Consider the following 24,168-nt stretch of genomic DNA (forward strand, 5'->3'; position numbering starts at 1 on the left):
GAATAAAAAATCATTTGTAACGTTGGTGAAAACTAACCTGTATTTACTTTAGGTGATTTTATATCAACACTCTTACTAGCTTTAATTTCGGTTTCTTTCGAGTTAATGGCAAAGCTATCACAGTCTATTTCAAACGTAGGTGCCTTGCATGTAATTTTATTTTTTTCTATTTTAATGCTAGATTCGCCATTATGGAGGGTGATGTATTCTTCTTCGGAATCGATACAAACCTTTAATTCTTTATTTTCTAAGGTTAATTTCTTTGACTTAAAATCCAAAGTTATCTTTTGGGTGTGGCTGTGTGCTTCTCCAGAAATTTCAATTTTATCTTTATCTGCGTCAATTGTATGGTTAAAAGTATCTGACATAGGTTACATCCTCATATGGGTTATTAAATGTACTGTGTAACAAAGAAAGTTACTATCAACACTATAAATGAAGAAAACGCAAAAATATTCTTTGGTACTTTTGCCCAGAGCAGGTTTTTTTTTGTATCTTGATTAAAAGCAAACTTTGTAACCTTTATTGTTGGTTTAATGTAAAAAGCTAACTGCCTAATATACATTAACCTTTTAGGGTTATTAAGTTCATAACGTCCTCTATATCCATGCTCTAATAAAAAATAGTAAATTAGGTATATAAAGTCTAAATTTTTCTTTCTTTGCAAAATAGAATCAACATATTCGTAAAATACATCACCAGCATTAGCAACATTAAATAACTCAACTTGCATTGGTTTATAGTTAAAGTTATGTTCAATAGCTTTCAAGCTTAATAATTCATCACAATAAGCTACAGTAGCAAAAATTATTAAATGGCAAAAGCTATTATCAGTAGTATCATTCTCCGATAAGAATATTGATTCTAATTTATTGATTTTTGATAATATAGTATTTCTACATATATCAAACGTACCTTGTGTTTCTGGCACAAAATCATCAACTGCATTAATAATGTTAAAAAAACAAGTCTTCCACATAATTTTCTTCCTTTTGTTTATTTAAGGTTATTTTATTGTTGTCTAGAGTGAATTTATAAAATTTGTCAATAGGATCTTTTATATAATAGTTCCAATTATTTACTTTGGTACCAGCATCTTGTAGCATAAAAAATATACTAAAGTCACCTCTTTGGTCTTTAAGTGTAATATCTTTCTTAACACCTGGTGTTACTAAATATGATAGATATAAAGAAGCATCTTCGAGAATTTGGTTTTGTAGCTTATCTGGAGTAATTTTTTTGAAGTCAGCAATATTATCATTTCTATTGATAAGAACAAAAAAGGGAGCTCCTTTATTTACTTTTTTATTTGTTGCAATTTCAACAGTAATGTCTTTTGCACACGAACATAACAAAATTATTGTTAACAATAGTAGGCATTTTTTCTTAAAAATCATATTATTCTCTCCAAATATTTACCACCATCCAAATAGCAATTCTGTAATTTACTATTAATGCTACATTGTAATGGTCCATAGTCTATTAAGCACATTAAATTATTAAACTTTAATCCAGAAAATTGGGACATTTCAATTAATTTCTCTTTTAACAACGTTATATCATTTTTATAGTCATCCTCTTGATCTTTCAAATAAAAAGTAATTACTCCACAAACATACAAATTAGGTTCTATATCTATAGCTAGGCGGACATTTTCTATAAAGCTTGCTTTAGTTAGTAAAGAAGTTTTATTAAGAGTAGCTTTTTCGTAATGGATATCAACAGATACTAATATTTTAGGAAATAGTTGAATAATTTGATGTTCTATTAAGCTTAATAAGTTTTTTTTATAATCTAGAGAAGAGAAAAATAGTGATGAATCTAAATAATACTTATTAAGATCTGTTAAACATGGATACATGTAGTAATTAAAACATTCAAACCACATAGTCCAAAGCTTTTTTTCAAACTCCTTATCATGACTAGCTATATATTCGATATTGTTATATAAATCATACATATCTGTAGTTTGGTGGATAAAAAATGATGCATTTATATAAACTATTATTTCATTATCTAATAACTCTACTTTACAGATTATGTATTTGCTAGTAACCATATCCCAATTTATCTTATAATCCAAGCGATAGTCAGGATAAGTTTCTTGCAAAAATTTTATACAACTACGGTAGCTAAGAGGTATCTCTTTTATTTCCATTCTAAAAGCCCACCTCTAATTTAGTATCTAAATATGGTACATTGTGACTAATAAAAAGTTTAAGCTGATGTATATAAAATATTATCCATTTTTGTATAACCGCGTCATCAGTTATAAAATTCAATACGATTTCCTTTCCTTTGACTTCAACTTTATTTAATAAGTAGTTTATTTTAATGTAGGCAAATTTGTCAAAAAATGTCAATAAGTGTTTCCACATATCAACCGTCCACTTAGTTAGCTCGGAGATACTCAATAATGAGATGAGAGCCCGTATTTTTATTTCATCCACGCTAGTAGAATGATTGTGAATAGAGCTAATAGCATTAATTTTATAGCGATTAATGTTATGCCCGTACCATCTTAAATTTGTGTCTGTTGCATACAAAGAATCATCTAGGTTATAATCGATATACATTGAGCCTGTTATATTAGTATTAAAATACTCCTCTATCTGGTTAAACTCAACTCCAATCTGGTTATCGTTATACACGATACGATACGCACTGGGGTTTATTAAATAATTATTTGAGTATAAACCTCGTAACTCACAAGCTTGATACTTTAACTCAGAATCAGTTCTTAGCCAATATATGTCATCATTACCATCTAGCTTAAAAGGCTTAATATTAACTACAGCTTGGTTCATCATAGGAATTAAATTAGTATGAAAACATTTTATTAATTCATGTTCAGGAATACTTAGTGTATCAAACTTTAGTTCTAAGTCTAATTTCTCAAAAGATATTTCTTTTATTGCGCTAAAATCAATACTAACTATAAATTGGAGTCTAGGGTCATAGATATTATTTTTAATAGCCATGTTCACTTTTTGTTTATATGAGTGACCAAGTTCTAAATTAACTTCCAGGCAAGATTCAACTGAGCCACTGTAGTATGTTAGCTTGGCTTTTTCCTTTAGATTATTAAATATTTGCAGGCTCCGCTTAATATTACTAGTATCTGAGTGAATCCAAAAAACTAAGCGCTGGTTAGCTAAAGTGAATGTTTTATCATTATTACTAAAAGTTAGGTTTATAGAGTTATCAGAAAGTTTTCGAACTCGGTGGACACCAAATGGCATCAAGCTAGTATCTAACATAGAAAACAAAGAACCCTGACAGTTTGGACGATTAACCTGAAGCTCTTGATAAAGGTCAATATATTCAGAATCGTTATTATATTCGATATCTGTAACCTTAAGAAAGACCCCCTTAGGGCAGGGTGTTAGTAAACTACTATATTTGTTTTGTATTTTAGAAGCATATATTTGGTGAGCATATTTAACAAAGTTCGCGTTAGCATTCTCTTTCCATTCTGATAGTTTTGTTAATATGCTATTTGCAACTTTATCAACTTCAATATTATTATTCATATGTTTTTCTATTTCCTTTTTTACAAAAATACCGGTTCCTATTTTATTGATTAAACATGAAACTATTTAAAGGAATATAAAAGCTGACATTTCCTTCTTTAAATTTCCACGTAAATACATCATTATTGTTTGAAGCTTGCTTTAGTAGTTTAAAACAAGACCAACTCCCAGAGTTTGTTTTAAAATTTAACATGTTATTGTTTGTATCTACTATCTCAATACTACATACACCTGTTTCCCACCAGTTGATTTTAAACGTTTTCTTTATATTATTTATTCCCATATTATAAATATCTTCGTTGTCATAAGAGAATAAGCCAATATAAGCTAGAGGTTTTGCTGGGTTTGTATCTAGACTATTTATGACTAATCCATTAACAGAGGTAACGGTTAAGCTTAAAGGTTTTATAACACCTGATTTATCCCATAATGTATTTTTAATTTCTTCTAGTGCTAAAAGTTGGTTTTTATTGCTTGGATACAAATAGCTAATAATATCCTCATTTAATGCAAACTGAGTTTTCAATAAGTGGATTTCTCCATCGTAAGCGCCACCTTTAGCTAATACTTCTGTCAGATATGTTGTCGTTGCTTCGTCAGTTGAATTCACATTGAAAGGAAATTTAGAGTAAACATGGTTGTATATAGGAGATATATGTATCGTCCAATATTCATTTATGTATAAAGATATAAGTGAATTAGCCACCTCTCGAAGCTGTTTAATCGGTAACCTGACTATCGTAGATATTTTAGGATCTAAACTAAGGCTAGAAATGTATTTGTCAAATTTTATGTCAATTTCTTTTTCTAATTCATCACGTTTTTCTATATACGATTTAGGATCTGAAAAAAGTTTAGATAATATATCGCCCATTTCTTCCAAGATCTCTTTATATTTATTTAAAGTTTTTTCAAAGGCGTTCAAACTAATTATATAAGAGCTTATAGTTTTATTGTTTTTAGCAAAGAAGGATAAATTATTATTTACTTCTTCGAGCAAATTGTTTAAAAGTTGTGTTTTAGCTAAGCTATATAATTTATCTATACTTTCCTTATTTGATGAAGAAGCTATATCCAGTTGGTCTTTTATACGATTTAAGTTGTAAACTAAATACTTTAACTCATATGCACTTTTTGATCTGACGAAAAAAGCTTCTAGAGTTTCCTTAAACTTGTTACCTTCGTAAAGTTGTATTGTATCTGTGTATTCGTTATAAAAAGGAAGAATCACGTTTAAGTAGTACCTTTTAGAATACATCTTTGAAGGATCAGTATAGGGTACTATATCAAGTGTACCTAAATTATCCATAGCTACTAAAATTTGTTCTAACAAGTATTCTTTATCTTCTTCACCCAAAAATTTAGTCTGGCTCGCAAATTCTTTTAATATGTAATTAAATGTATATAGATCTTGTGAATTATGTAACTCTTGTAACAGTACTATAGAGTTCAAGATAGCTAATTTATTACTCAAGGTTATTATCTGTTGGGAAGTTAAAACAAGGTTAGAATTTAGCAATAATGTTTTTGCAAAACTTCTAATATCTTTTTTTACCAGAGAATCGTTGACCACGTAGTTACTACCTAAAATATTCAAAAATAGTAATTCTGATATATCTGTATATAGTTTACTTACAACTGCATCGTTAGTCTGGGCAATATTACTTATATTTTTTTCAGCTTCATCAAGTATTTGAGCTTTATTTAAAGCTATTTTATTACTATTAATCATGTCAACGCTTAATGAGAGACCTTGACCAGTTTTTACTCCGAATCTTTCATTTAAAATATTAGAAGATATTATAACTGACAAAGGAAGATCTGTTAGGTCTGCCCAAAAATTACTACTTATAGGGATATTTTTACTTAAGAAAGATAATGTTCTATAGTCCTTAATACTTGCTAATGCTAGCATATTGATAGCAGAAACTTTTGTATATTCTTGTTGTTTAAAGAAATTCTCATAAAGACTATTATCAAAAATTTCGTCATAATCTTTTTGATGATTTCTAAAATAAAGGGTTGGTTTTGCAGCTACGGAAAAACTTTCATTGAGAATATGAAAATATAAATCAGAAGTAAATTTATTCAATTTTAAACTGCGAGTTTCAAAACCATACTGTATCTTGTCTTTAAGCTCTTGTTTCTCTAACTGATAAGCCATAGGTAAGGATATTGCTATCCCTAAACTTAGAGCCGTTAACCCACCATACTTAATAATTTTAGAAGTCATATAAATTTCATCAAGATTATCATTTGATCCTACAAACCTGTTAATATTTTCTTGTTCAATCAAATAAAAACCTTTAACTTTAGGCGCTGTTTTTTCCTCAAGACCAGAGTATAATTTTTGTAAATAAGGAGTAACTTTTGTACAGCTCATCAAGAATTTGTATAATTCAGTAATTTCTTGGGTATTAGATCCTTCATCCATTACTAAAGTCTTTAACTGATCTTGAGTTAGCAGCGATTCGGCCCATCCTTCATCCGGTAAAAATTTTTGCCAAAACGGGAAGCTAGAAAGGCCTTTTTGTAATTTATCCCAAGCTACTGCACCAGGAATTTTTTTACTATATATTAGAGCTATTTGTAAAGAAATTTTATTCCTAAAGAGATTAGCTAAAATAGTTAATACTTGTACGATATTATTAATTTTTTTCTCGTTTATACCAGTATCACTAAGATGTTTAGATAAATTGACTTCATATATGATACTATTTAACACACCTTTTGAAAAAAACTTAAAAAACGCTCTAATTTCTTTTATGTCGAGGTTACTACCTAAAAACTGGTCAGGGTTTATTGATAGCACAATATTATTTGATATCAAGGTGAGTTCAAATCCTCTCTCAGAGGTTATAGTTTCAGTTACAATAACCTTTTTTTTAAGCCTAAAAGAACTAAATATTCTATACTTTATAGGTAGTGTTCTTCGAAATTCTGAATATATAGCGGTTAATTCATTCACTTTAAATATATACAATATAAGTTTTCTATATTTACCTAAGGTGTATTTTTTAAATACTTTCATTAACCAAATTCTTACTAATTTATAACTAACGATAATTATTACTGCTAGAGTAATCAAACAGAGTAGCGCTTTCATATTATCCTCTTTACTTATTTTTTTCTGTGCTAGAAATAGTTATATTAAAACTTTTAGCGTCAAAATTTAGGTTCGTTTTGATTTTGTTGTTTTTTGATTCGATAGAAAATTTAGATTTATCTTTTTCTTCATAGGATAAATGCTCCATTTTCGTATAACTTTTATCATCCATACCCATAAATATAGTATTTTTGCTTTCTTTATCAGTGGTTTCAAAGTTTTTATTTTCTGTCATAGGCATCCAAACCACACTCTCTATATTTGAGTGTTCTTGGAATATGTTAAGTCTAACAGGGGTTTTATTTTTCAGTGGCATAAATCCATAACTGTTACTAAAAGAAAACGGTACAGAAATTTTGCGTTGTTTTTCTTTTGTCCCAGGACTTAGGTTTTCAGGTATAGACACTAGATAATATAAGCTTGTTACCGTTAATGGAGACATTGTATTCATACCAAAACTTTTCACTAAAGAATCATTGACTTTACTTTCCTTAATTTCATCTTTACTTTCTACGCCTAAAAAATAATCTAATTTCTTATCGTCATCAGTACCAAAAATTTCGCCATAACTTTTTATTGCTGGATTTTCCTTTTTAAATACTGGATAGTATCTGGAGATATCTTTTTTATTTTGTGCTTCTATGTTTATAGAAAAGTCGCCTTTTAGCTGAAAGTAATCTTTATGAAGATTATTATCATCTTTACCTAAACTCTTATTATGATTTTCGATATAAACATTTTTGTTTTTTACCTGCAAATTAACATATTTAAGATGTGTTATCGTAATAAAGAAATTAGGGTACTGATATTCATCTATAACTTTGTTTTCATCTTTATTGCCATCTTTTAAGCTTATGATGTTCATGGGTAAAAAGTTAATTTCCGCTAGGTGAGACTTGAAATAAAGCTCGTACGACTTCCCATTTTTTGAATCCAGCTCAATGTTTTTCTCATATTTTTTGACAAATGCATCAAAATCTTTTCCATTTCCATACTGGTAACTTTCTTGAGCTTTTATTGGAGAATCTTTTGTTTTTTCTAATTTTAACTCTTTCGAATTTGTAGACTGTTTATTTTTATCCCAAAAAGAATTATTGATAGTGTAACAAGCTAGATTGCTAGAATTTTTATTAAAATAGATATTATCGATATAAAATCTATCTATTTTGTAAGCATCTTTATTATCAAAATCTTGTTTAAACTCATCTAGGCTTTTAACTTTGTATTCTTCGTTGTCTTCATTGTTATAAACATAATACGGCTGTAAATGATAATATTGGAAAGTGTTCATCATATATTTATAAAATGACCATTGACAACTTTTTTCACAATTTACTGCTAACCATGGCCTGCTTTCTTTTATTTCAGGTGGCAGTTGGCCTTCAAGTTTTAGTTCAAAAATCTTAGAAAAATCTTTTAATGTATCTTTAAAAATTTGCTGATAGCTTCTTTGGAAAAAAATTTTTTGTATATAATGGTTATTAAAAAAAGCTTTGATAGAATCTGTGAATTTTACAGAGATTTCTAAATAACTTGAATTTGCTTCGAATTTTTCAACTAGTTGACAGTGACCACGTTCTGAGGTGTCAGTATAACCTATTATTTGCCATTGGAATTTTTCATCTATTTCGTATTTATTATCTTTTATTATTTCCTGATAATATTTAAGCTTAATAGCAAAAAAATCTTCCTCTATAAGCTTATCCCATAAAGGTTCTTTACTTCTGTTATATGGTAACTGGAACGTTATTTCACCACGAAAACCATACATGTCAAAACAGATATCAAAAGATTTTATATCTGAAGCAATTATCTTTTTCTCGCTATCATTATCTATAGATCTATCATCTTGTAGACTGAATATAGAGGCTTCTAAATATTTAGGTATTGCTGTACTCATATATGCCTTTAAAAGTTAAAAATCATCATTATTAAAATCATCATCATGCTGGCTCATACCACGATTGTAGCGGTGTTCAGCATTATCTAACCTATCGTGTTCATCCTCTGGATAACTACTAGCGATATTTTCTTTCATCATAATATTTATATACTGTTCGAAGTCTAATTTAGAGAAACTTATTCTATCTACCTCATATAAATTATCTAATAAACTCCAAAGGTAATGGTTTTGTAGAGTAGATGTTTCTACAATTTTTTCAAAACCTTTTAATTTGGAATTTAAATAAGAATTAAAAAAGTTAGGGAAGTATACCAAAGGGTCAAAACTTTCTATTTTAGACTGTATTTTTTTCTGTAATATAGCAGCAGGAAGAAAATTATCGTTAATAATGAAATTATCAAATTGTTTGATTTCATTTAAAAGCTTATTCCATTCGTAGCTACCTTGAAGTTCATTTTTAACGTCCGAGTTTGTCAAATCTACTAATTGATCAGTAGTTAAAGTTGATTTGACTTGAACATTGCATTGTTGATTTTGGTTATTAGAGATGTCTATATCATTAAGATCATCATTTAGTTGTTTTGTTTTTATTTCCTGCCATTTTTGCATAAACTTATTCAATAAGGCAAAATGTTCTTGCTCATCTAACTCTAATTTACTAGTCTGATCAATAAATACTTTTATTGCGGCTATTATGGACGCTTTATCTTCGGGTAAAAAAGTTTCTTTAGATTTTAGAAAATCTGCATGCATGCACAACATGTTATATAGCCATTTTGTAGCAGACTTACAATATCTTGGTTTTATTTTTTTTTGGTTGATGAGCTCTGTTAAAAATAAATAAATTTGGTACAGCTCTTCTAAGATTAAACTGTATTCATTAACATCTTGACTATTAAACCACATACAAAAAACTAGATAACAAATTATTTTTGCATCTATACAGCCTTTATTTATGATATTTATACATATATCTTGCGCAGCTAAATAGTCTTCTTCACTGATACAAATATATGCCTGTTCAAACTCATCTGGTAGAGCAATATAGGCTACTTCTTCAGCCTCACTGGCTTTTGATAATAAGTTTAAAATATTTATATTTAATTCTTTTCTAATCATACGCTATATATACCCTATCAAAAGTATTATTTTTTTCTTGAAAGCTTTTTATGCATATTAACTTGTCATGGAGTATTGCATTCCACCTATCTCCATAAGGCTTTATAAGTAAAGTTTTCTTTGCTTCAGGGAATATTTTTTGTGAAATGTTGTCTTCAACACTATCTACTTCAACACCGTTTATAGAGTTTATAACAATATCTCTAATTTCAGAAGGCGCGAAAACTTTCATTAGAGAGAGGTCTAAGGAATCTAAATTTTGGCTACTTTCAATGACTATATATTTATTATTAGATTCAAAGAAGTTAGCTGGTAAAATTTTACTTCTATATATACCTTCTCTATATTCAAGAGGACAAATTTTATGCTCTATTAGATTAAGTTTCCTTATTTGAAATTGTAATTCTTTAAGAGCTTCAAGTGTATTATAAATATCTAAACCGTTTGGAATAAACAAATTAGGGTTTTGCCCTTTAAGGATAAATGCTATCGAAGATAATCCTTGAATATGTTTTATTATATCTTTAAATAAAATAGGGGGTTGACCTTCTATGTTAATACTAGACTTAAGCCAATTATCTATCTCTGAAAGCTTTAGATATAAATGAGCATAGCGCCAAAAATTATTAGTTTTGGAAACCTCTATATTAATAAAAGAATTAATTTCATTAATACAAACACTCATACGGGTTAATATCTCTTTACTGTACATGTATGGTAAAGCTATAAGCCTAGGAAAAAAACCTTGTTTTACTTCCCACTTATGTGTATCTTCAGCAAACTCTAGGTCCATTATTTTAAACGAAAATTTAGCCTCGTTATCAAATGATTCTGAAAAATAGATGCTTAAATATTCTAATTTAATATTGGTACCATTAACTTTTACATTTTCAATAATTTTTTCTTTGCTAATGTTTAAATGTAGTGATACGTGATTATTGTTACTTTTCTTTATTAGATTATATTTTTCTACTCTAGCGTTATGTCCTAGTACTACCGGCTTAAACTCAGGAAGTACTAGGATAAGGCTTTTTAAATCAACGATATTATAAATGAATTGTTCCATATCTAAAGCTATATCAAACAACCCATCATTATAATTAAGAAGTTTTAAAGAAATGTCAGTGTTTAAACCTAAAACTCCATCTTGTTGACAAGAGAAGTGTTCAGGTGATAAATACTGACCTATTTGCCAGTGTATTAATGACATGTTATTTACCTGCTTACTGTTGGATCACCCATTTCTATAACTTGAACAGAGTTTTCTTCATTTGTTGCTGGGATACTAAGCTGAGTCACACCTTTTATACGTCCATAATTGATACGAAGTATTTGTAGTCCAGGATGTGATGCACTCTCAACATAGTAGTCATCAGCTGATACTATTATTTCAAAGTCAGTTTTCACATCAAATACGCTCGCCCATACAGTTCCATTATTGTTTTCAAGCGTTATTTGCTCTTTATTCAATTTTCCTGATTTTATAGTGATAGTTAGGGAGTCTGAACTACCTTGCTTTTTTTCAATCTTAGTTTTTGATGATAAACATATGTTTAAATCATAAACTTCACCTGGATTGCGTCTTGCTCTAAGCCCTAATATAGCACCAGCAATAGCTTTTGTTGAGCCATCATCTTTTTCTCTATTATATATACCTGCTATATCTTCTATAGTTACTTTTAAGCTGCCAGATTTTACTTCAAGTCCTCCCTTTTCAATCAATAGTAAAGGGGATTCATTTTTAATAAACATCTCGCTTTCTGCACACCCAAAATAGCTGTTTATATCTAAACCTGATCTATCGTATTTTACACATTCTGTAGGTTTCATTTTTGTTCCTCTAAGTTTTGTTTGATTTAATTATTATTTTTTACGAATCTAAACGCGTATCTATTTTCATTGTTACTTCCATACCTTCAAATTTGATATGTGGTAAAACTTCAATATGACACTTGTAGTGACCCGCCATCCCCCTATTCCTTTCTACTCCTACATCTACTTTTTTAAATGGATAGTAGGATTTAGTTAAAGAATTAGGATTTGGTGCTGTGGTTACATACTGATTTAACCATGACGTTATACTATTTTTAACCACGGTTTCATCAGCTTCTGACCCTATAACATCCCTTGTCATACATTTAACATAGTGTGCTATTTTTGACATAGAGAATGTATAAGGTAACTTGGTTACCATTTGGCTATTTTCTGAATCATTATCATTTTCAAACTCCTCTGCCAACTTAAGTGATTGAGCACTAAAAAAGCAAGCATTAGCAGTCTTTTTCTCATAAACCAAAGGTATAAATCCTGCTTTAGCTAAACCATACTCTTTATGATCTGGAATCAAATAATTAGTAGGTAAAACATAAGCATTAGCATCATGACTGTTATAATTATATATAGGTAGACCTTCTACTAATCCACCACTAGTAGGCCCACAAATAGATTGGCACCACCCAGTTACTGTAAATGATCTATATAAGTTCTTAGCGAATAAAACAGCTGCATTACCCCATAGACAACTTTCATAAGGTTTAGAAATATCTACACTTTCTTTAAAGTTAGAGATGACTCCTTTACCCACTGGGTTTGTATCCGGGTGGTATGGGGCTCTTAGCATAAAATTAGGCAGTGTCAGGCCAATGTAACCTGCTGACTTAGTCTTTCTAAAAGCGTTCCATCTGCCAAAGCGTGGATGAGCCATCATACTATCTATATCTTTTATTTCAGAAAGAGAGTTATAATCTTCACCACCAAAAAAATTAGGGGAGATTGCAGCTATAAAAGGAGCATGGGAAGCCTCAGCTATTTTACCCATGGTCATAAGCCATTCAATATCCTCTTGAGTCTTATCAAATTCATAAAGTCCTATTATAGAACCAAAAGGCTCTCCACCATATTGGTCATACTCGTGAACATATGTTTTTTGGAAAAGATCACTACTTAATATATCAGCTGCGTTCATTTCAAAATCTTCAGCTAATTCTTCTTTATCCACATCTAGAATAGCTAATTTAGTTTTATTATTATCTATAGAACTTGCTAATTCATAAATACTGCGCCAACTTTCTTCCAACTTTCTGAAAGTATCATCTTGTAAGACTTCCTGGACTTGGGAGCATATAACATTATCTATTTTATCCATTAAATCTTGAGCAGATACCTTATTTATAGAGTCTTTTGAATTAGATAGCAAAAAAGCTAATGCCGATAGCATTCTGCCTTCATAATTTGTTGGTTCAATAGTATCAATGCTTCCGTAATTGACTATTTCGAAATTTTCTTTAGGCTCCAAGTTTGCCGCCTGTAAAATATCACTACAAGATGCCAGTTTCTCTTTTATTTCACTCATATAATATTTACACCTCTTTGTTTTCTGGAGAACTTTCTATACGATAGCCACTATTATCGTCTAGCTTTAACTGTTTTATTAAGCTTTCTAGGGATTCTGGGCTAGCTGATAAATTATTCACTAGATTTCTAAATTTTCTGTTGTTATCAATTAGGGAAATATATTCTTTTAGAAGTTCTTTTACTTTCAGTAATTTTGAAAGTTCAGGTATGTTTTGAGCTATACTGTTTGGGTTAAAAGACTTCATAGACTTTAGAGGGATCTTTACATTTAGTACACCACTAGCAGGTTCAACATGGTTTTCAACATTAATATCAAGTTGTATACCCATTTCTTGCATAACAGAATCTAGATTATTACTTTCTATTTCATATACTTTACGATTTGCTAGTTCTAGAGATTTCTCTTTTGAAGAGCCTTGAGAAAAATCCCCAATAACTAATTGCTTAAGTGGCAATTCTTTAGCCTTCTTTGTACCACTAACTTCCATATCATAAGTGATATTGACACGAGATTTAGGTATAGTTTCATTAACTGACATGATTTATATTATACTCCTTTTGTTTCTTAAATTTATATGTGTATTAATACTAACTTTATAATTATATAATAATATACTTTTTTATATTTTTGTTCAAGTGTATTTTAATATTAAGTATAATTTTTTATATTTTAAATAAAAAGATTTTATGATTAATTATTTGTTTAAATGTTGAGTGATGGAATTAGTTGGAAAGGGTTGTTGATTTAAAGTAGGAGACATTTAAGGCTGGCTTTTTATGACAAGATTTAAATAATAAAGATAGGGTAACCATAAGGAATTATTACTACACAAAAATCCTACTATTACAAAAATTTGTATAATTAAGCTAACTTTATATAAAACTAATACACTTTGTCACCTTGGTTTCATTTGACCGATCTCAATAAAATTAATGCTTATCGTAAAATCAACCATGTTATTAACTTTTTAGGGGATGTGTATTTTTAACCTTAGAGCTCTAAATTTAGCTTGCAGCAGCTCTTGGTAAGTAAGTTTTAGATCAGAGTCTGGAATAACGAGCATTTTTCTACATTAATTACTCGGATTAACTATATTTTACCAGTACAGTGAACAAATATAGGAATGAAATGAGGACATTAACCATATTAAACAATATGGTAAAAAAAACAGGTTACAATGAGTTCAAAAAATTAAATTAGCTATAGACCTAACATCTTCTAGCTTGCATGAAGAGATTAATTTTTAGATTATACTACCAAACATATAAGTAGAAGTGAGTTCTATAATTTAGTAACTAAAAGCTTTTCTAGTAGCGATTTTAGCTCTTTTAATAGCTAAGCGCTTAGCTATTTTTCTTTTTTCTGTTGGTTTGGTGTAGTGTTGCCTGTCTCGTAGCTCTTGCTTTATACCCGCTTTTTCACAAGCACGTTTAAAGTTTCTTAGACTTATATCAAATGGCTTACGTTCATCTACTCTAATACTAGGCATTATAGCACCTCAATATTTATAGCTTCAGGACCCTTCCTACCTTCTTGTGTTTCAAAAGCAACTTGTTGACCCTCAGAAAGAGTTGAGCCATTTAGTTTAGTAATATGTACAAAAACGTCTTTACTTCCGTTGTCAGGAGTTATAAATCCAAAACCTTTTTGTTCATTAAAAAATTTAACTGTACCTTGTAATTTATTGTTCATTTTATTCTCTTTAATTTTTATTGGTTTATTATATCCAGATATTAAATCTGACTAGTTGTATGGACGAAGTAATGATAATTTCAGGTTCAAACAAAAACTAAAATTACACATAAAAATCAAATCAATGAAGTTTCTTTTATCCTTACAAAGATGATAATATTATAAAATTGCTATAAAAGATAGTAAGAATAGTATTTTTTCTTTGTATATAAATGTTTTTTTGCGTATCACACACGTCACATTGTTATTTAAAAAAACAATCTCTTGTTAAATTTACTACCTATAAAGAATTTCTTATATTTGTATACTCTTACTTTAGTAGGATAGCGGCTATAAGTATGGAGATGATAAATTTTGTAACTAATATACGGTCGGATTAACTATAATTTAGTATTCGTTAGATTGCTGACCGCGGTTTAAAATAGTAATTGATAGAGGAAGGAAAATGAATATTTTATTGGCAACATTTAAGGAAAGGAAAATATGTGTTATAGAGGGGTATATTTTTTATTTGTCAAGTGGTAAAAATTCTGCTAAAGCTGGGTTTACTAATACTTGGGTTCCGATAAGAGGTTTAGAGGAATCAGGAATTGGTTCGTTTGTCAAACCATATATTCCCAGACGAAGTTCTTCTAATAGTGAAATAATTAAATTAGTGATGGGTGATGATTTTTTTGGTTACTATGAGAATAAAATAGGACCTGAGTATGAAGATTTTCCTGATGAGTTGCTAAAAGAACAGTTTTGTAGGCTAGGAAATATAAAAACAGCTTGTATTTCACTTAAAATTGGAGGAGGTTTTTGGAACTATAAGGGTTTCTCAGAGTGTTCCCCAAGTACAGCTGAGATTATAAGAGCATACTTACAGACCTCAAAATACTATGATTTGAATGATTCAGGCTATAATTTTGTTGATACTGGTAAGGTATTTAAATTACATAAAGAAGCTCTTGATTGGCTTATAGTTGAGCAGAATGCAATATTCTATGGTAATAAGTTTCGTTCGTCCGAAGAGATTTTAGAGAGTGAAAAAAAACAAAAGAAAGGATTTATAAATACGCGACGAGGTAACTTTTATAACCAGGATGATTATAACGATGAATGCCTAACTCCAACATTTCCGGGGCTAAATGAGCAGTGGTATAAAGAACAGCAAACACGGACAAAAGCAGTTACAAAAATTCAATCTATATATAGAGGGCAGGCTACTAGAAGCGCGATGCAAATGGAAAAAACGCGTATTTCTAAAGGGGGAATAGCTATAGAAAAATCTGACGATAAATTTTATTCAAATAAGCAAAAAGGAGGAATAACTATAGGTAGAGGAGAAGATGTTAAATTCCTTCCAAATAAGCAAAAAGGGGGAGTAACTGTAGGTAGAGAACATAATGCTAAATTTCATCCTATTTGTGTTTATTGTAAAGGAGCTGGTTTTATTGGACAAAATACTAAATGCACTTGCTGTAATGGGTCTGGCTATATATAGTGTTAACTTAAGGATTCTAAAGCTCTGTAAAAGTATTACAGGATATATTATAATGTAGCTAATTTATTTTCAGATAAAAATTGTATGTTAATCTATCTTTTAAAATGGCTTAGTCAGTATTTCTCGGCTTTTGACGTATTTAGTAGTTATGTTTCTATGAGAATACTTATGATTACTATTACATCGTTACTTATAACTTTATTACTCGGCTCTCCCATGATACGTTGGCTTCAAAAAATGCAAATTGGCCAAGTAGTTCGTGATGAAGGTCCAAAAAGTCATTTTTCTAAAAAAAATACCCCTACAATGGGCGGTGTCTTAATCTTATCATCTATAGTTATATCGTCACTACTATGGGGTGATCTAAGTAGTATCTATCTTTGGATTTTAATTTTTGTAGTTTTATTTTTTGGAGCTATTGGTTTTTTCGATGATTATTTGAAACTTGTGCTTAAGCATCCAAAAGGACTGCGAGCAAAACATAAATTTGCTTTACAATCTGTTTTCTCTATTATCCTAGCGATTGTTTTATTTGTTCTATTAGAAAAAAACGGCCAAATGAATTTGTCTATACCGTTTTCTAAAGATTTATACATTCCTATGGGAATAGTGCTTTTTACCGTATTAACTTTTTTTATTATAAACGGTAGTAGTAATGCTGTTAACCTAACAGATGGTTTAGATGGGTTGGCAATTTTGCCAGTTGTGCTTGTTGCTGCTGGGTTAGGAATATACGCATATATTGAAACTAATTATAACTTATCAAGCTATTTGTTATTTAACTACCTTGGTAAACAAGGTTTGGCAGAAGTGGCTGTATTTTGCGCGGCTATTTGTGGTTCTGGTTTGGCCTTTTTATGGTTTAATTCTCATCCGGCGGAAGTGTTTATGGGGGATGTTGGTTCACTCACGCTAGGAGCTGTACTTGGTGTAATAGCTATTATGATCCGTCAAGAGTTAATATTCTTTATCATGGGATTATTATTTGTAGTAGAGGCTATTTCTGTAATCCTTCAAGTAGGATCATATAAGCTGAGAAATGGCAAAAGAATTTTTAAAATGGCTCCAATCCACCACCATTTTGAACTAAAAGGCTGGCCAGAAACAAAAGTAGTAGTGCGCTTTTGGATAATTTCAGTGGTATTATTTCTAATAGGCTTGATCGCTATTAAGGTTAGATAGTGTCTGACTTTTATTTTAATGGATATAAAATCAATAAAATTTTACTAGTGGGGTTTGGTACTACTGGAAAAGCTATATATGATTTTTTGCAACAGTTTAATAATTTAAAGATAGATATTTCCCATAACGATCAAGAGTTTCTAGATTATGACTTGGACACTTATGATCTAATAGCATTAAGCCCTGGTATTCCAACGAATAAATATCCATATAACCAACTTAAAGACTATAAGGCTAAATTAACTAACGATATAGATATCTTCTATAAACAAATACAACATACAGATGTAAAAACTATAGCAATTACTGGATCTAATGGTAAAAGTACAATAGTAACACTACTTAACTATGTCTTAAACCAATTAGGTCATAAAAGCATTCTTACTGGTAATATTGGTATATCGCCACTTTCTAAGCTAGCAGATGAGTTTGATTTTTGTGTGATAGAATTATCAAGTTTTCAAATTGATTTATTACAAGAAGCAAGTTTTGCAATAGGGTGCGTGATTAATATTTCCCCAGATCATCTAGATAGATACAAAGATTTAGCCGAATACACTCAATCGAAGCTAAATTTAGCGAATTTTAGCAAAGATTTCATTATATATGATGTTGAGGGTAAAGGCTTAAAGTATACTGGAAAGTATACTTTAGTAGATAATAGTATCTACAACGGCTCTTCAAAGTTATTGGATACAACACAAACAAAATTGTATGGTCTACACAATTTAGAAAATATAGTAGTGGCACTCAACATCCTAGAAAAACTAAATGTAGATACCAATAAAGCTATTGAGATAATAAAAACTTTTAATGGTCTTGATCACCGCTGTAAATTTGTCGATAAGGTTAATCATGTTAGCTATATTAATGACTCTAAGGGAACAAATGTTGGTGCTACAATAGCAGCACTAAAGAGTATTACAGTTAGTAAAAATATTATTCTTCTATTGGGTGGCATCGCTAAGGGAGGTGATTTTACCTTGATGGAAGAGGTTTTACAAAAATTTGTGAAATTTGTAGTTATATACGGTAGGGATAAAGATTATATTAAACAGCAAATTAGTAACTACTGTGAGTATCAGCTTTATGATAACATGAAAGATGCCTTTGTTCTAGCACATCAAAAGTCTCAAAATGGTGATATAGTATTGTTATCTCCAGCATGTGCTAGTTTTGATGAATTTAGTGGTTATGCTGAACGTGGCAAAGTATTTGAAAAATTAGTTCTACAATTGAAACAGTAATTAGGAAATTAACTTAATGCTCTATAGATTAAAGCTTTTATTAACAAAACAGAACGCAAAGAGAGAAAGAGTCAGAGCAAAACTTGAGATAGATATTTCCTTAGTTTTTATAATGCTAGGGTTACTTGCATTTGGTTGGATTATGGTAACTTCTGCATCAATGGTTGTTGCATTAGATGATTATAACAATCCTTTTTTCTATTCCATCCGACAAGGTTTCTTTGCTATTGTGTCGATATTTTTATTTTTATTAGCTTTACTAGTTCCTACAAAAAATTATGAGAAAAATTTTAACGCTTTCTTTTTTATAATGCTTATAGTGCTAGTAGCTGTATTAGTGCCTGGAGTTGGTAAAAGCGTTAATGGAGCAAGACGCTGGATTCCTTTGGTAATTATTAATATTCAAGTTGCAGAATTAGCTAAACTTTTAGCAATAATATTTTTCTCTGGGTATGTTGCTACAAACCTTGAGAAAATGAGAAATTTTAAAGAAGGTATCTTAGTACCTATAACTCTATTAGGTTGTATAGCGATGCTCTTACTCATGCAACCTGATTTTGGTTCAACAGTGGTTATATCAATTTGTGTTTTGGGGATGCTTTTTGTTGCTGGTAGTAAAGTACGATGGTATGGCTTACTTTTAGTGGCTATGGTAACTATGGCTGCTATGTTAGTGATTATCTCACCTTATCGTATGCATAGAATCACAGGTTTTTTAGATCCTTGGGAAAATGCCAACGGCTCAGGTTATCAGTTAGTTCAAGCACTTATTGGATTTGGTAGAGGAAGTTGGTTTGGTGATGGGCTAGGAAATGGTGTACAAAAGCAGTTTTTTTTACCAGAAGCTCATACGGACTTTATTACATCAGTTATAGCTGAAGAGATAGGCATAGTTGGTCTAATGATATTATTGGTGGTGTATTTGTTTATAGTTTTAAAAGCTATTAATATTGCTAAATTAGCATTTGAATTAAAAAGATATTATCAAGCATTTTTAGCATATGGCGTAGGCTTTTGGATGGGTTTTCAGGTATTTGTAAATGTAGGAGTTAATACAGGAATATTGCCCACAAAAGGCTTAACGTTACCGTTTATAAGTTACGGTGGTAGTAGTTTGTTGATTATGTGTTACACAATAGGTATTTTGCTTAGAATTGACTTTGAAAACAAGCTTTTAGCAGATACTATAAACCCAAAGTATGTTTATAAAAAAAGTAAAGTTTAGTTCTTATTAGTTTGAGTATATATGATATTGTTTATTAAAATACTTACGGCAATCTGAACTATTAAGCAATAAAAGTGGGAAATGAGAAGAGAGGTATTTTGAGATTCGATTATGATAACTAACCTCAGTGCATCCTAATATTTTTAAATTTTTTAATTCTGAAACAAGGGTTACTATATCGTTATCTATATTATAGTTTTCTATAATATATTTACTATATTTACAATTTGAAATATTTAATGACTTTAAATGTTTTAGGTTTTTAGCTATAATGTTGAGCCTTTGGTTTTTGATGTCACAACCTGAAAGGTCTAGCGCCCTTAAATATTTTAAATTTGTAGCGATATTTTCTACTGCTTGGTCTTCAATAAGACAACCTGAAAGGTTTAGTGCTCTCAAATATTTTAAATTTGTAGCAATAACTTCTACTCCTTGCATTCCAATCCTACAACCTGAAAGATCTAGAACTCTTAAATGTTTTAAATTAGTAGCGATATCTTTTACTGCTTGGCCTCCAATCTCGCAACCTGAAAGGTTTAGTGCTCTTAGATGTTTTAATTTTGTAGCGATATCTTTTACTGCTTGGTTTCCAATCTTACAATCTGAAAGATCTAGCACTTTCAAATTTGGTAACTTTATCGCGATATATAGCACCGCGTTATATCCAATATTACAACCTGAAAGATTTAGTGTTTCCAAACTTGTAAGTTTATCAATAACATTAAATACGGCGTTATATCCTATTCCACATCTTGAGAGATTGAAGGACCTTAAATATTTTAGGTTTGTAGCGATATCTTTTACTGTTTGGTTTCCAATATTACAACCTGAAAGATTTAGTGTTTTTAGATGTTTTAATTTTGTAGCTATAATTCTTACTGCTTGGTCCGTAAGGTTACAACTTGAAAGATCTAACACCTCCAAATTTTGGATTTCAGATATACCAAAAGCCGCAGGTAATATATCTATACTACGCTTTAAAAGACCTGAGAGGTTAAGTGATTTCAAGTTTTTTTGGCTAATTAACACTGCAAGGAGGTCAAAATACTTAATTTTACAACCTGAAAGATCTAGCGCTTCCAAATTTTTTAAATTGTTAAAGAAACTTGAGTGTATAGTACAATCTGAATGGGTTAACTCTTTTAAGAACGTAAGTTTATTATTTATATTGGATAACCCAAGTATTCCAGTCTTACGAACTGAAAGATTTAGCACTTTCAACTGTTTTAATTGTGTAGCTATAATTTCTACTCCTTGGTATTCAATAAGACAACCTGAAAGGTCGAGCACTTGTAGTTTTTTTAGCCCTCTGGCAATATTAGATGCCCCACTCTCACTGATATTACAATCCGAAAGGTTTAGTGATACTAATTTTTTTAGTTTATTAGCAATACCAAATGCTCCACCATTTCCAATATTGCAGCCTGAAAGGTTAAGTGATTCAAGATTTGATAGTTTACTAGTAATTGCAATAAGTCCGTCACCATCTTCATTATCCACATAACCTGCGAGGTTTAAAGATTCTAGAAATGGTAATTTGTCAGCAATAGCTTCTACTCCTACATGGGTGATATTGCAATCTGAAAGATTGAGGGTTTTCAAATCTGTTAGGTTCTTAGTAATAAGCTCTACTTCTTTATCACCAATATTGCAACTTGAGAGCTCTAGCGAAGTTAGATTTTCTGCTAGGTTGGCAATAGCTTCTATTCCTCTGTGTCCAATATAACAATTTGAAAGTTTTAGCGACCTTGTTTCTCTCAGGTACCAAGGAATAGACATTATACTGATATCTCCGATATTACAATCTGAAAGGTAGAGTTCGGTTATAGTATTTTTCTTAGCTTCAGTTTCGTATTTAAGCTTTGTTAAAATTTCCTCACCAGATGAGCCGCTATAAGATAAGCTTATAGACTGACAGAAGCTACCACTTTTACTCTCTTTTTTATCACTACATATCATTTAATAATATTAACTTAGTTATATTTGTTTTTATTATTATTTAATAATACATAAATTTTTTTAAAAAGTAATTTTTTTGTAAATTTTTATATAAAATTTTAATTTAAATATAAATTTTCATATTAATAAAATGTAGTCATTTAATTTATTTTTATGAACGAGAAATTAACTAAAAGTAAGTCATATTCTGATGGAGCTAATACAGGAATATTGCCCACAAAAGGCTTAACATTACCATTTATAAAGTTACGGTGGTAGTAGTTTGTTGATTATGTGTTACACAATAGGTATTTTGCTTAGAATTGACTTTGAAAACAAGCTTTTAGCAGATACTATAAACCCAAAGTATGTTTATAAAAAAAGTAAAGTTTAGTTCTTATTAGTTTGAGTATATATGATATTGTTTATTAAAATACTTACGGCAATCTGAACTATTAAGCAATAAAAGTGGGAAATCAGAAGCAGGGTGTCTTGAGATTTGATTATGATAATTAACGTCCGTGCATCCTAATATTTTTAATTTTGGAATAAGATTTGTTATTTCATGATCGATAACACCACTTTCTATATTATATTCACAATGTGAAATATTTAGTGACTTTAAACGTTTTAGGTTTGTAGCTATAATGTTGAGCTTTTGGTCGTTAATGTAACAACTTGAAAGATCTAGTGCTCTTAAATTTTTAAGTTAGTAACGATATCTTCTACTGCTTTGTCTCTAATATATAACCTGAAAGTGAAAGGTTGAGTGATTTGAGATTTGTCGTTAGTGACAATATAATCAACTCTGCTTATTGCTGTCACTTTTACGTTAATCTCAAGTTAGTTGTTTTAACGATAAATTCAATAAAATTTATAAAACATATATTAAGCTTGTTTAAAATAAAGTGTGGAATAAATTTTTAAATTTAACACAATATAACGATTTAACTTGAGAATAAATTTTTTTATTTTAAAATATAAGAATAATTTGTTGTAAAAATAAATGCGTTAATTACAATAATGAGGGCTGTGTTATGAATAAAAAATTAATAGGAGCAATGGCTATTATGCTGGCATTAGCTTCACTGTTAAATAGCTGCACACAGGAGGAGCACAGTGAGCAGCAGATATTAACAAATTGTCAAGGTATAATTTGCAGTATAGAATTAGATAATGTTGACCTGCTTAGATATACAAATGTAGTAGGCAAATCTGTGGATAAGGTACTAAAGCAAGAGGCTGTATCTGAGCCAAGATATAACATAACTTGGGTTATGTCAGATGGTCAGTTTGCTACAGACCAACAGTTAAGTGATAATGATTTAGCAACATGTAATGGTGATTGTACATATGACTCTAATCCGACCAGCTGGATATTTAATTCAGTAGGCTCACATCAGATTGGTGTTTCTGGGACGCTAACAAATCCAGATGGTTCTATTGAAAAAATTGATTTAGTAAAAACAGTAAATATTAATTATGGTAAAGCTAAAATAGAATCTGAGGTTATAGGGAGCTCTGTATTAGACTATAAATTTACAGCTAATATAACAGATACAGGTATACCAGATGATGCAACCTTTACTTGGAAAGTAGATGGTACTGAAATCGGTACAGGCCAAGAGATAGATTATCTTTTTCCAAACATAAATACAACCTATAATGTAACTTTGGAGGTTTCTGTGGATGGAGAAGTAGTAACGACATCTACAAAAAATATAACTACTGGGACAGTTGTAGCACCACGATTAAGTAGTTCTCGATTTGGATTTTTAGATTATTCCTTATCGGTAGATTTAGCAGGTACTGGGATAACTGATGCTTGGACACTACAGTGGAGTTCAAATCCATCATCGGCAACATTTTCTGCACCTACATCAGCTTATACAAATGTAACATTTGATAATTATAATACAACTTATACTGTAACATTGACAGCTACACCACCAGGTGGTTCCGGAGCTGTAACAGCTGCTACTCCCATCAATACAGGAGACGCTTTCGTACCAAAAATGACTATGGTAGGCGGTAATTATTCTCAGATAGCATCAAGCGGAGTCGGTGAGGTTACAGGTATTACTTGGGTAAATACTGGAAGTGCAATTACTTTTACGTGTCCAAGTGGTTATGGGATTTTAGCTTCAGTCCTTTCTCCAACTCCGGGTAATAAGGTAGAGGATAGTTATCCTGGTCGGGACGCGGCATTTTTTCTAAGACAAGATGGCGGAGTATATGTTGATGATTTTTACGATATGGACTGGTTAGGATACACCAATAGCTATAGTGAGAGTGGAATGTCAACTCCTATAACTGGTGTTACATGTAACGAAGTGTTTGAAACTTAAAATACAGCCTAGAATTTAAGGAATAGGAATAGTG

At 30.3% G+C, this 24,168-nt stretch carries 20 protein-coding genes and 1 pseudogene; 6 read left to right on the forward strand and 15 right to left on the reverse strand.

Annotated elements, in window-relative coordinates; genetic code table 11:
- Window positions 1-32: 32 nt before the first annotated feature.
- The 14 genes from E3E15_RS01710 to E3E15_RS01775 form a co-directional block, all read right to left on the reverse strand.
- Window positions 33-368, reverse strand: coding sequence for a hypothetical protein (locus E3E15_RS01710; RefSeq protein WP_035721284.1), 336 nt, complete (start codon window positions 366-368; stop codon window positions 33-35).
- A gap of 23 nt (window positions 369-391) precedes the next feature.
- Window positions 392-979, reverse strand: coding sequence for a DotU family type IV/VI secretion system protein (locus E3E15_RS01715; protein WP_035721286.1), 588 nt, complete (start codon window positions 977-979; stop codon window positions 392-394).
- Window positions 957-1,397: a type VI secretion system lipoprotein IglE gene (gene iglE / locus E3E15_RS01720; protein WP_035721288.1), complete on the reverse strand. Its 441-nt coding sequence runs from the start codon at window positions 1,395-1,397 to the stop codon at window positions 957-959. The genes E3E15_RS01715 and iglE overlap by 23 nt, the downstream gene beginning before the upstream one ends.
- Window positions 1,394-2,158, reverse strand: coding sequence for a hypothetical protein (locus E3E15_RS01725; RefSeq protein ID WP_035721290.1), 765 nt, complete (start codon window positions 2,156-2,158; stop codon window positions 1,394-1,396). Before E3E15_RS01725 ends, iglE begins: the two co-directional genes overlap by 4 nt.
- Window position 2,159: 1 nt before the next feature.
- Window positions 2,160-3,533: a type VI secretion system baseplate subunit TssF/IglH gene (iglH, locus tag E3E15_RS01730; RefSeq protein WP_035721292.1), complete on the reverse strand. Its 1,374-nt coding sequence runs from the start codon at window positions 3,531-3,533 to the stop codon at window positions 2,160-2,162.
- 43 nt (window positions 3,534-3,576) lie between these two features.
- Window positions 3,577-6,639: a hypothetical protein gene (locus tag E3E15_RS01735; RefSeq protein WP_172106356.1), complete on the reverse strand. Its 3,063-nt coding sequence runs from the start codon at window positions 6,637-6,639 to the stop codon at window positions 3,577-3,579.
- 10 nt (window positions 6,640-6,649) lie between these two features.
- A complete protein-coding gene (locus E3E15_RS01740; protein ID WP_172106357.1) occupies window positions 6,650-8,539 on the reverse strand; it encodes a hypothetical protein in 1,890 nt (629 codons plus the stop codon).
- A 15-nt stretch (window positions 8,540-8,554) separates the two neighbouring features.
- Complete coding sequence (locus E3E15_RS01745; RefSeq protein WP_035721297.1) at window positions 8,555-9,661, reverse strand: type VI secretion system protein IglI family protein; 1,107 nt, start codon at window positions 9,659-9,661, stop codon at window positions 8,555-8,557.
- A complete protein-coding gene (gene tssK, locus E3E15_RS01750) occupies window positions 9,654-10,871 on the reverse strand; it encodes a type VI secretion system baseplate subunit TssK (protein ID WP_172106358.1) in 1,218 nt (405 codons plus the stop codon). Before tssK ends, E3E15_RS01745 begins: the two co-directional genes overlap by 8 nt.
- Before the next feature lie 5 nt (window positions 10,872-10,876).
- Window positions 10,877-11,491 (reverse strand): hypothetical protein, encoded by a 615-nt coding sequence (locus E3E15_RS01755; protein ID WP_035721301.1) that lies wholly within the window; start codon window positions 11,489-11,491, stop codon window positions 10,877-10,879.
- Between the two features lie 40 nt (window positions 11,492-11,531).
- Window positions 11,532-13,013: a type VI secretion system contractile sheath large subunit gene (gene tssC / locus E3E15_RS01760; RefSeq protein ID WP_035721303.1), complete on the reverse strand. Its 1,482-nt coding sequence runs from the start codon at window positions 13,011-13,013 to the stop codon at window positions 11,532-11,534.
- A 7-nt stretch (window positions 13,014-13,020) separates the two neighbouring features.
- On the reverse strand, window positions 13,021-13,554 hold the full coding sequence (tssB, locus tag E3E15_RS01765) for a type VI secretion system contractile sheath small subunit (RefSeq protein ID WP_051686801.1): 534 nt from the start codon (window positions 13,552-13,554) through the stop codon (window positions 13,021-13,023).
- Between the two features lie 750 nt (window positions 13,555-14,304).
- Entirely contained in the window at window positions 14,305-14,505 is a 201-nt protein-coding gene (rpsU, locus tag E3E15_RS01770) for a 30S ribosomal protein S21 (RefSeq protein WP_035721306.1), read from the reverse strand.
- Window positions 14,505-14,708 (reverse strand): cold-shock protein, encoded by a 204-nt coding sequence (locus E3E15_RS01775; RefSeq protein ID WP_035721307.1) that lies wholly within the window; start codon window positions 14,706-14,708, stop codon window positions 14,505-14,507. Before E3E15_RS01775 ends, rpsU begins: the two co-directional genes overlap by 1 nt.
- Window positions 14,709-15,153: 445 nt before the next feature.
- Between E3E15_RS01775 and E3E15_RS01780 the strand changes: the two genes are divergently transcribed.
- From E3E15_RS01780 to ftsW, 4 genes are all read left to right on the forward strand, one after another.
- Window positions 15,154-16,194 (forward strand): IQ calmodulin-binding motif-containing protein, encoded by a 1,041-nt coding sequence (locus E3E15_RS01780; protein WP_172106359.1) that lies wholly within the window; start codon window positions 15,154-15,156, stop codon window positions 16,192-16,194.
- A gap of 84 nt (window positions 16,195-16,278) precedes the next feature.
- Window positions 16,279-17,376 carry a phospho-N-acetylmuramoyl-pentapeptide-transferase gene (mraY, locus tag E3E15_RS01785; protein WP_035721314.1) on the forward strand — a complete coding sequence of 366 codons (1,098 nt, stop codon included), beginning with the start codon at window positions 16,279-16,281 and terminating at the stop codon, window positions 17,374-17,376.
- Window positions 17,376-18,623 carry a UDP-N-acetylmuramoyl-L-alanine--D-glutamate ligase gene (gene murD, locus E3E15_RS01790; RefSeq protein WP_172106360.1) on the forward strand — a complete coding sequence of 416 codons (1,248 nt, stop codon included), beginning with the start codon at window positions 17,376-17,378 and terminating at the stop codon, window positions 18,621-18,623. The genes mraY and murD overlap by 1 nt, the downstream gene beginning before the upstream one ends.
- Before the next feature lie 16 nt (window positions 18,624-18,639).
- Window positions 18,640-19,848: a putative lipid II flippase FtsW gene (ftsW, locus tag E3E15_RS01795; RefSeq protein ID WP_172106361.1), complete on the forward strand. Its 1,209-nt coding sequence runs from the start codon at window positions 18,640-18,642 to the stop codon at window positions 19,846-19,848.
- A gap of 6 nt (window positions 19,849-19,854) precedes the next feature.
- On the opposite strand, the gene E3E15_RS01800 is transcribed toward ftsW, so the two are convergent.
- The gene (locus E3E15_RS01800) at window positions 19,855-21,807 is read right to left on the reverse strand and encodes a leucine-rich repeat domain-containing protein (protein ID WP_172106362.1); all 1,953 of its coding nucleotides are present in this window, start codon (window positions 21,805-21,807) and stop codon (window positions 19,855-19,857) included.
- 192 nt (window positions 21,808-21,999) lie between these two features.
- Here E3E15_RS01800 and E3E15_RS01805 point away from each other — a divergent pair.
- Together E3E15_RS01805 and E3E15_RS01810 are read left to right on the forward strand one after the other, a co-directional pair.
- A pseudogene (locus tag E3E15_RS01805) lies at window positions 22,000-22,180 on the forward strand (FtsW/RodA/SpoVE family cell cycle protein); the annotation flags it as partial.
- A gap of 643 nt (window positions 22,181-22,823) precedes the next feature.
- Window positions 22,824-24,134 carry a DUF3281 family protein gene (locus E3E15_RS01810; RefSeq protein ID WP_172106363.1) on the forward strand — a complete coding sequence of 437 codons (1,311 nt, stop codon included), beginning with the start codon at window positions 22,824-22,826 and terminating at the stop codon, window positions 24,132-24,134.
- Window positions 24,135-24,168 lie beyond the last annotated feature (34 nt).

It is taken from the genome of Allofrancisella frigidaquae (assembly GCF_012222825.1).
GTDB lineage: Bacteria > Pseudomonadota > Gammaproteobacteria > Francisellales > Francisellaceae > Francisella > Francisella frigidaquae.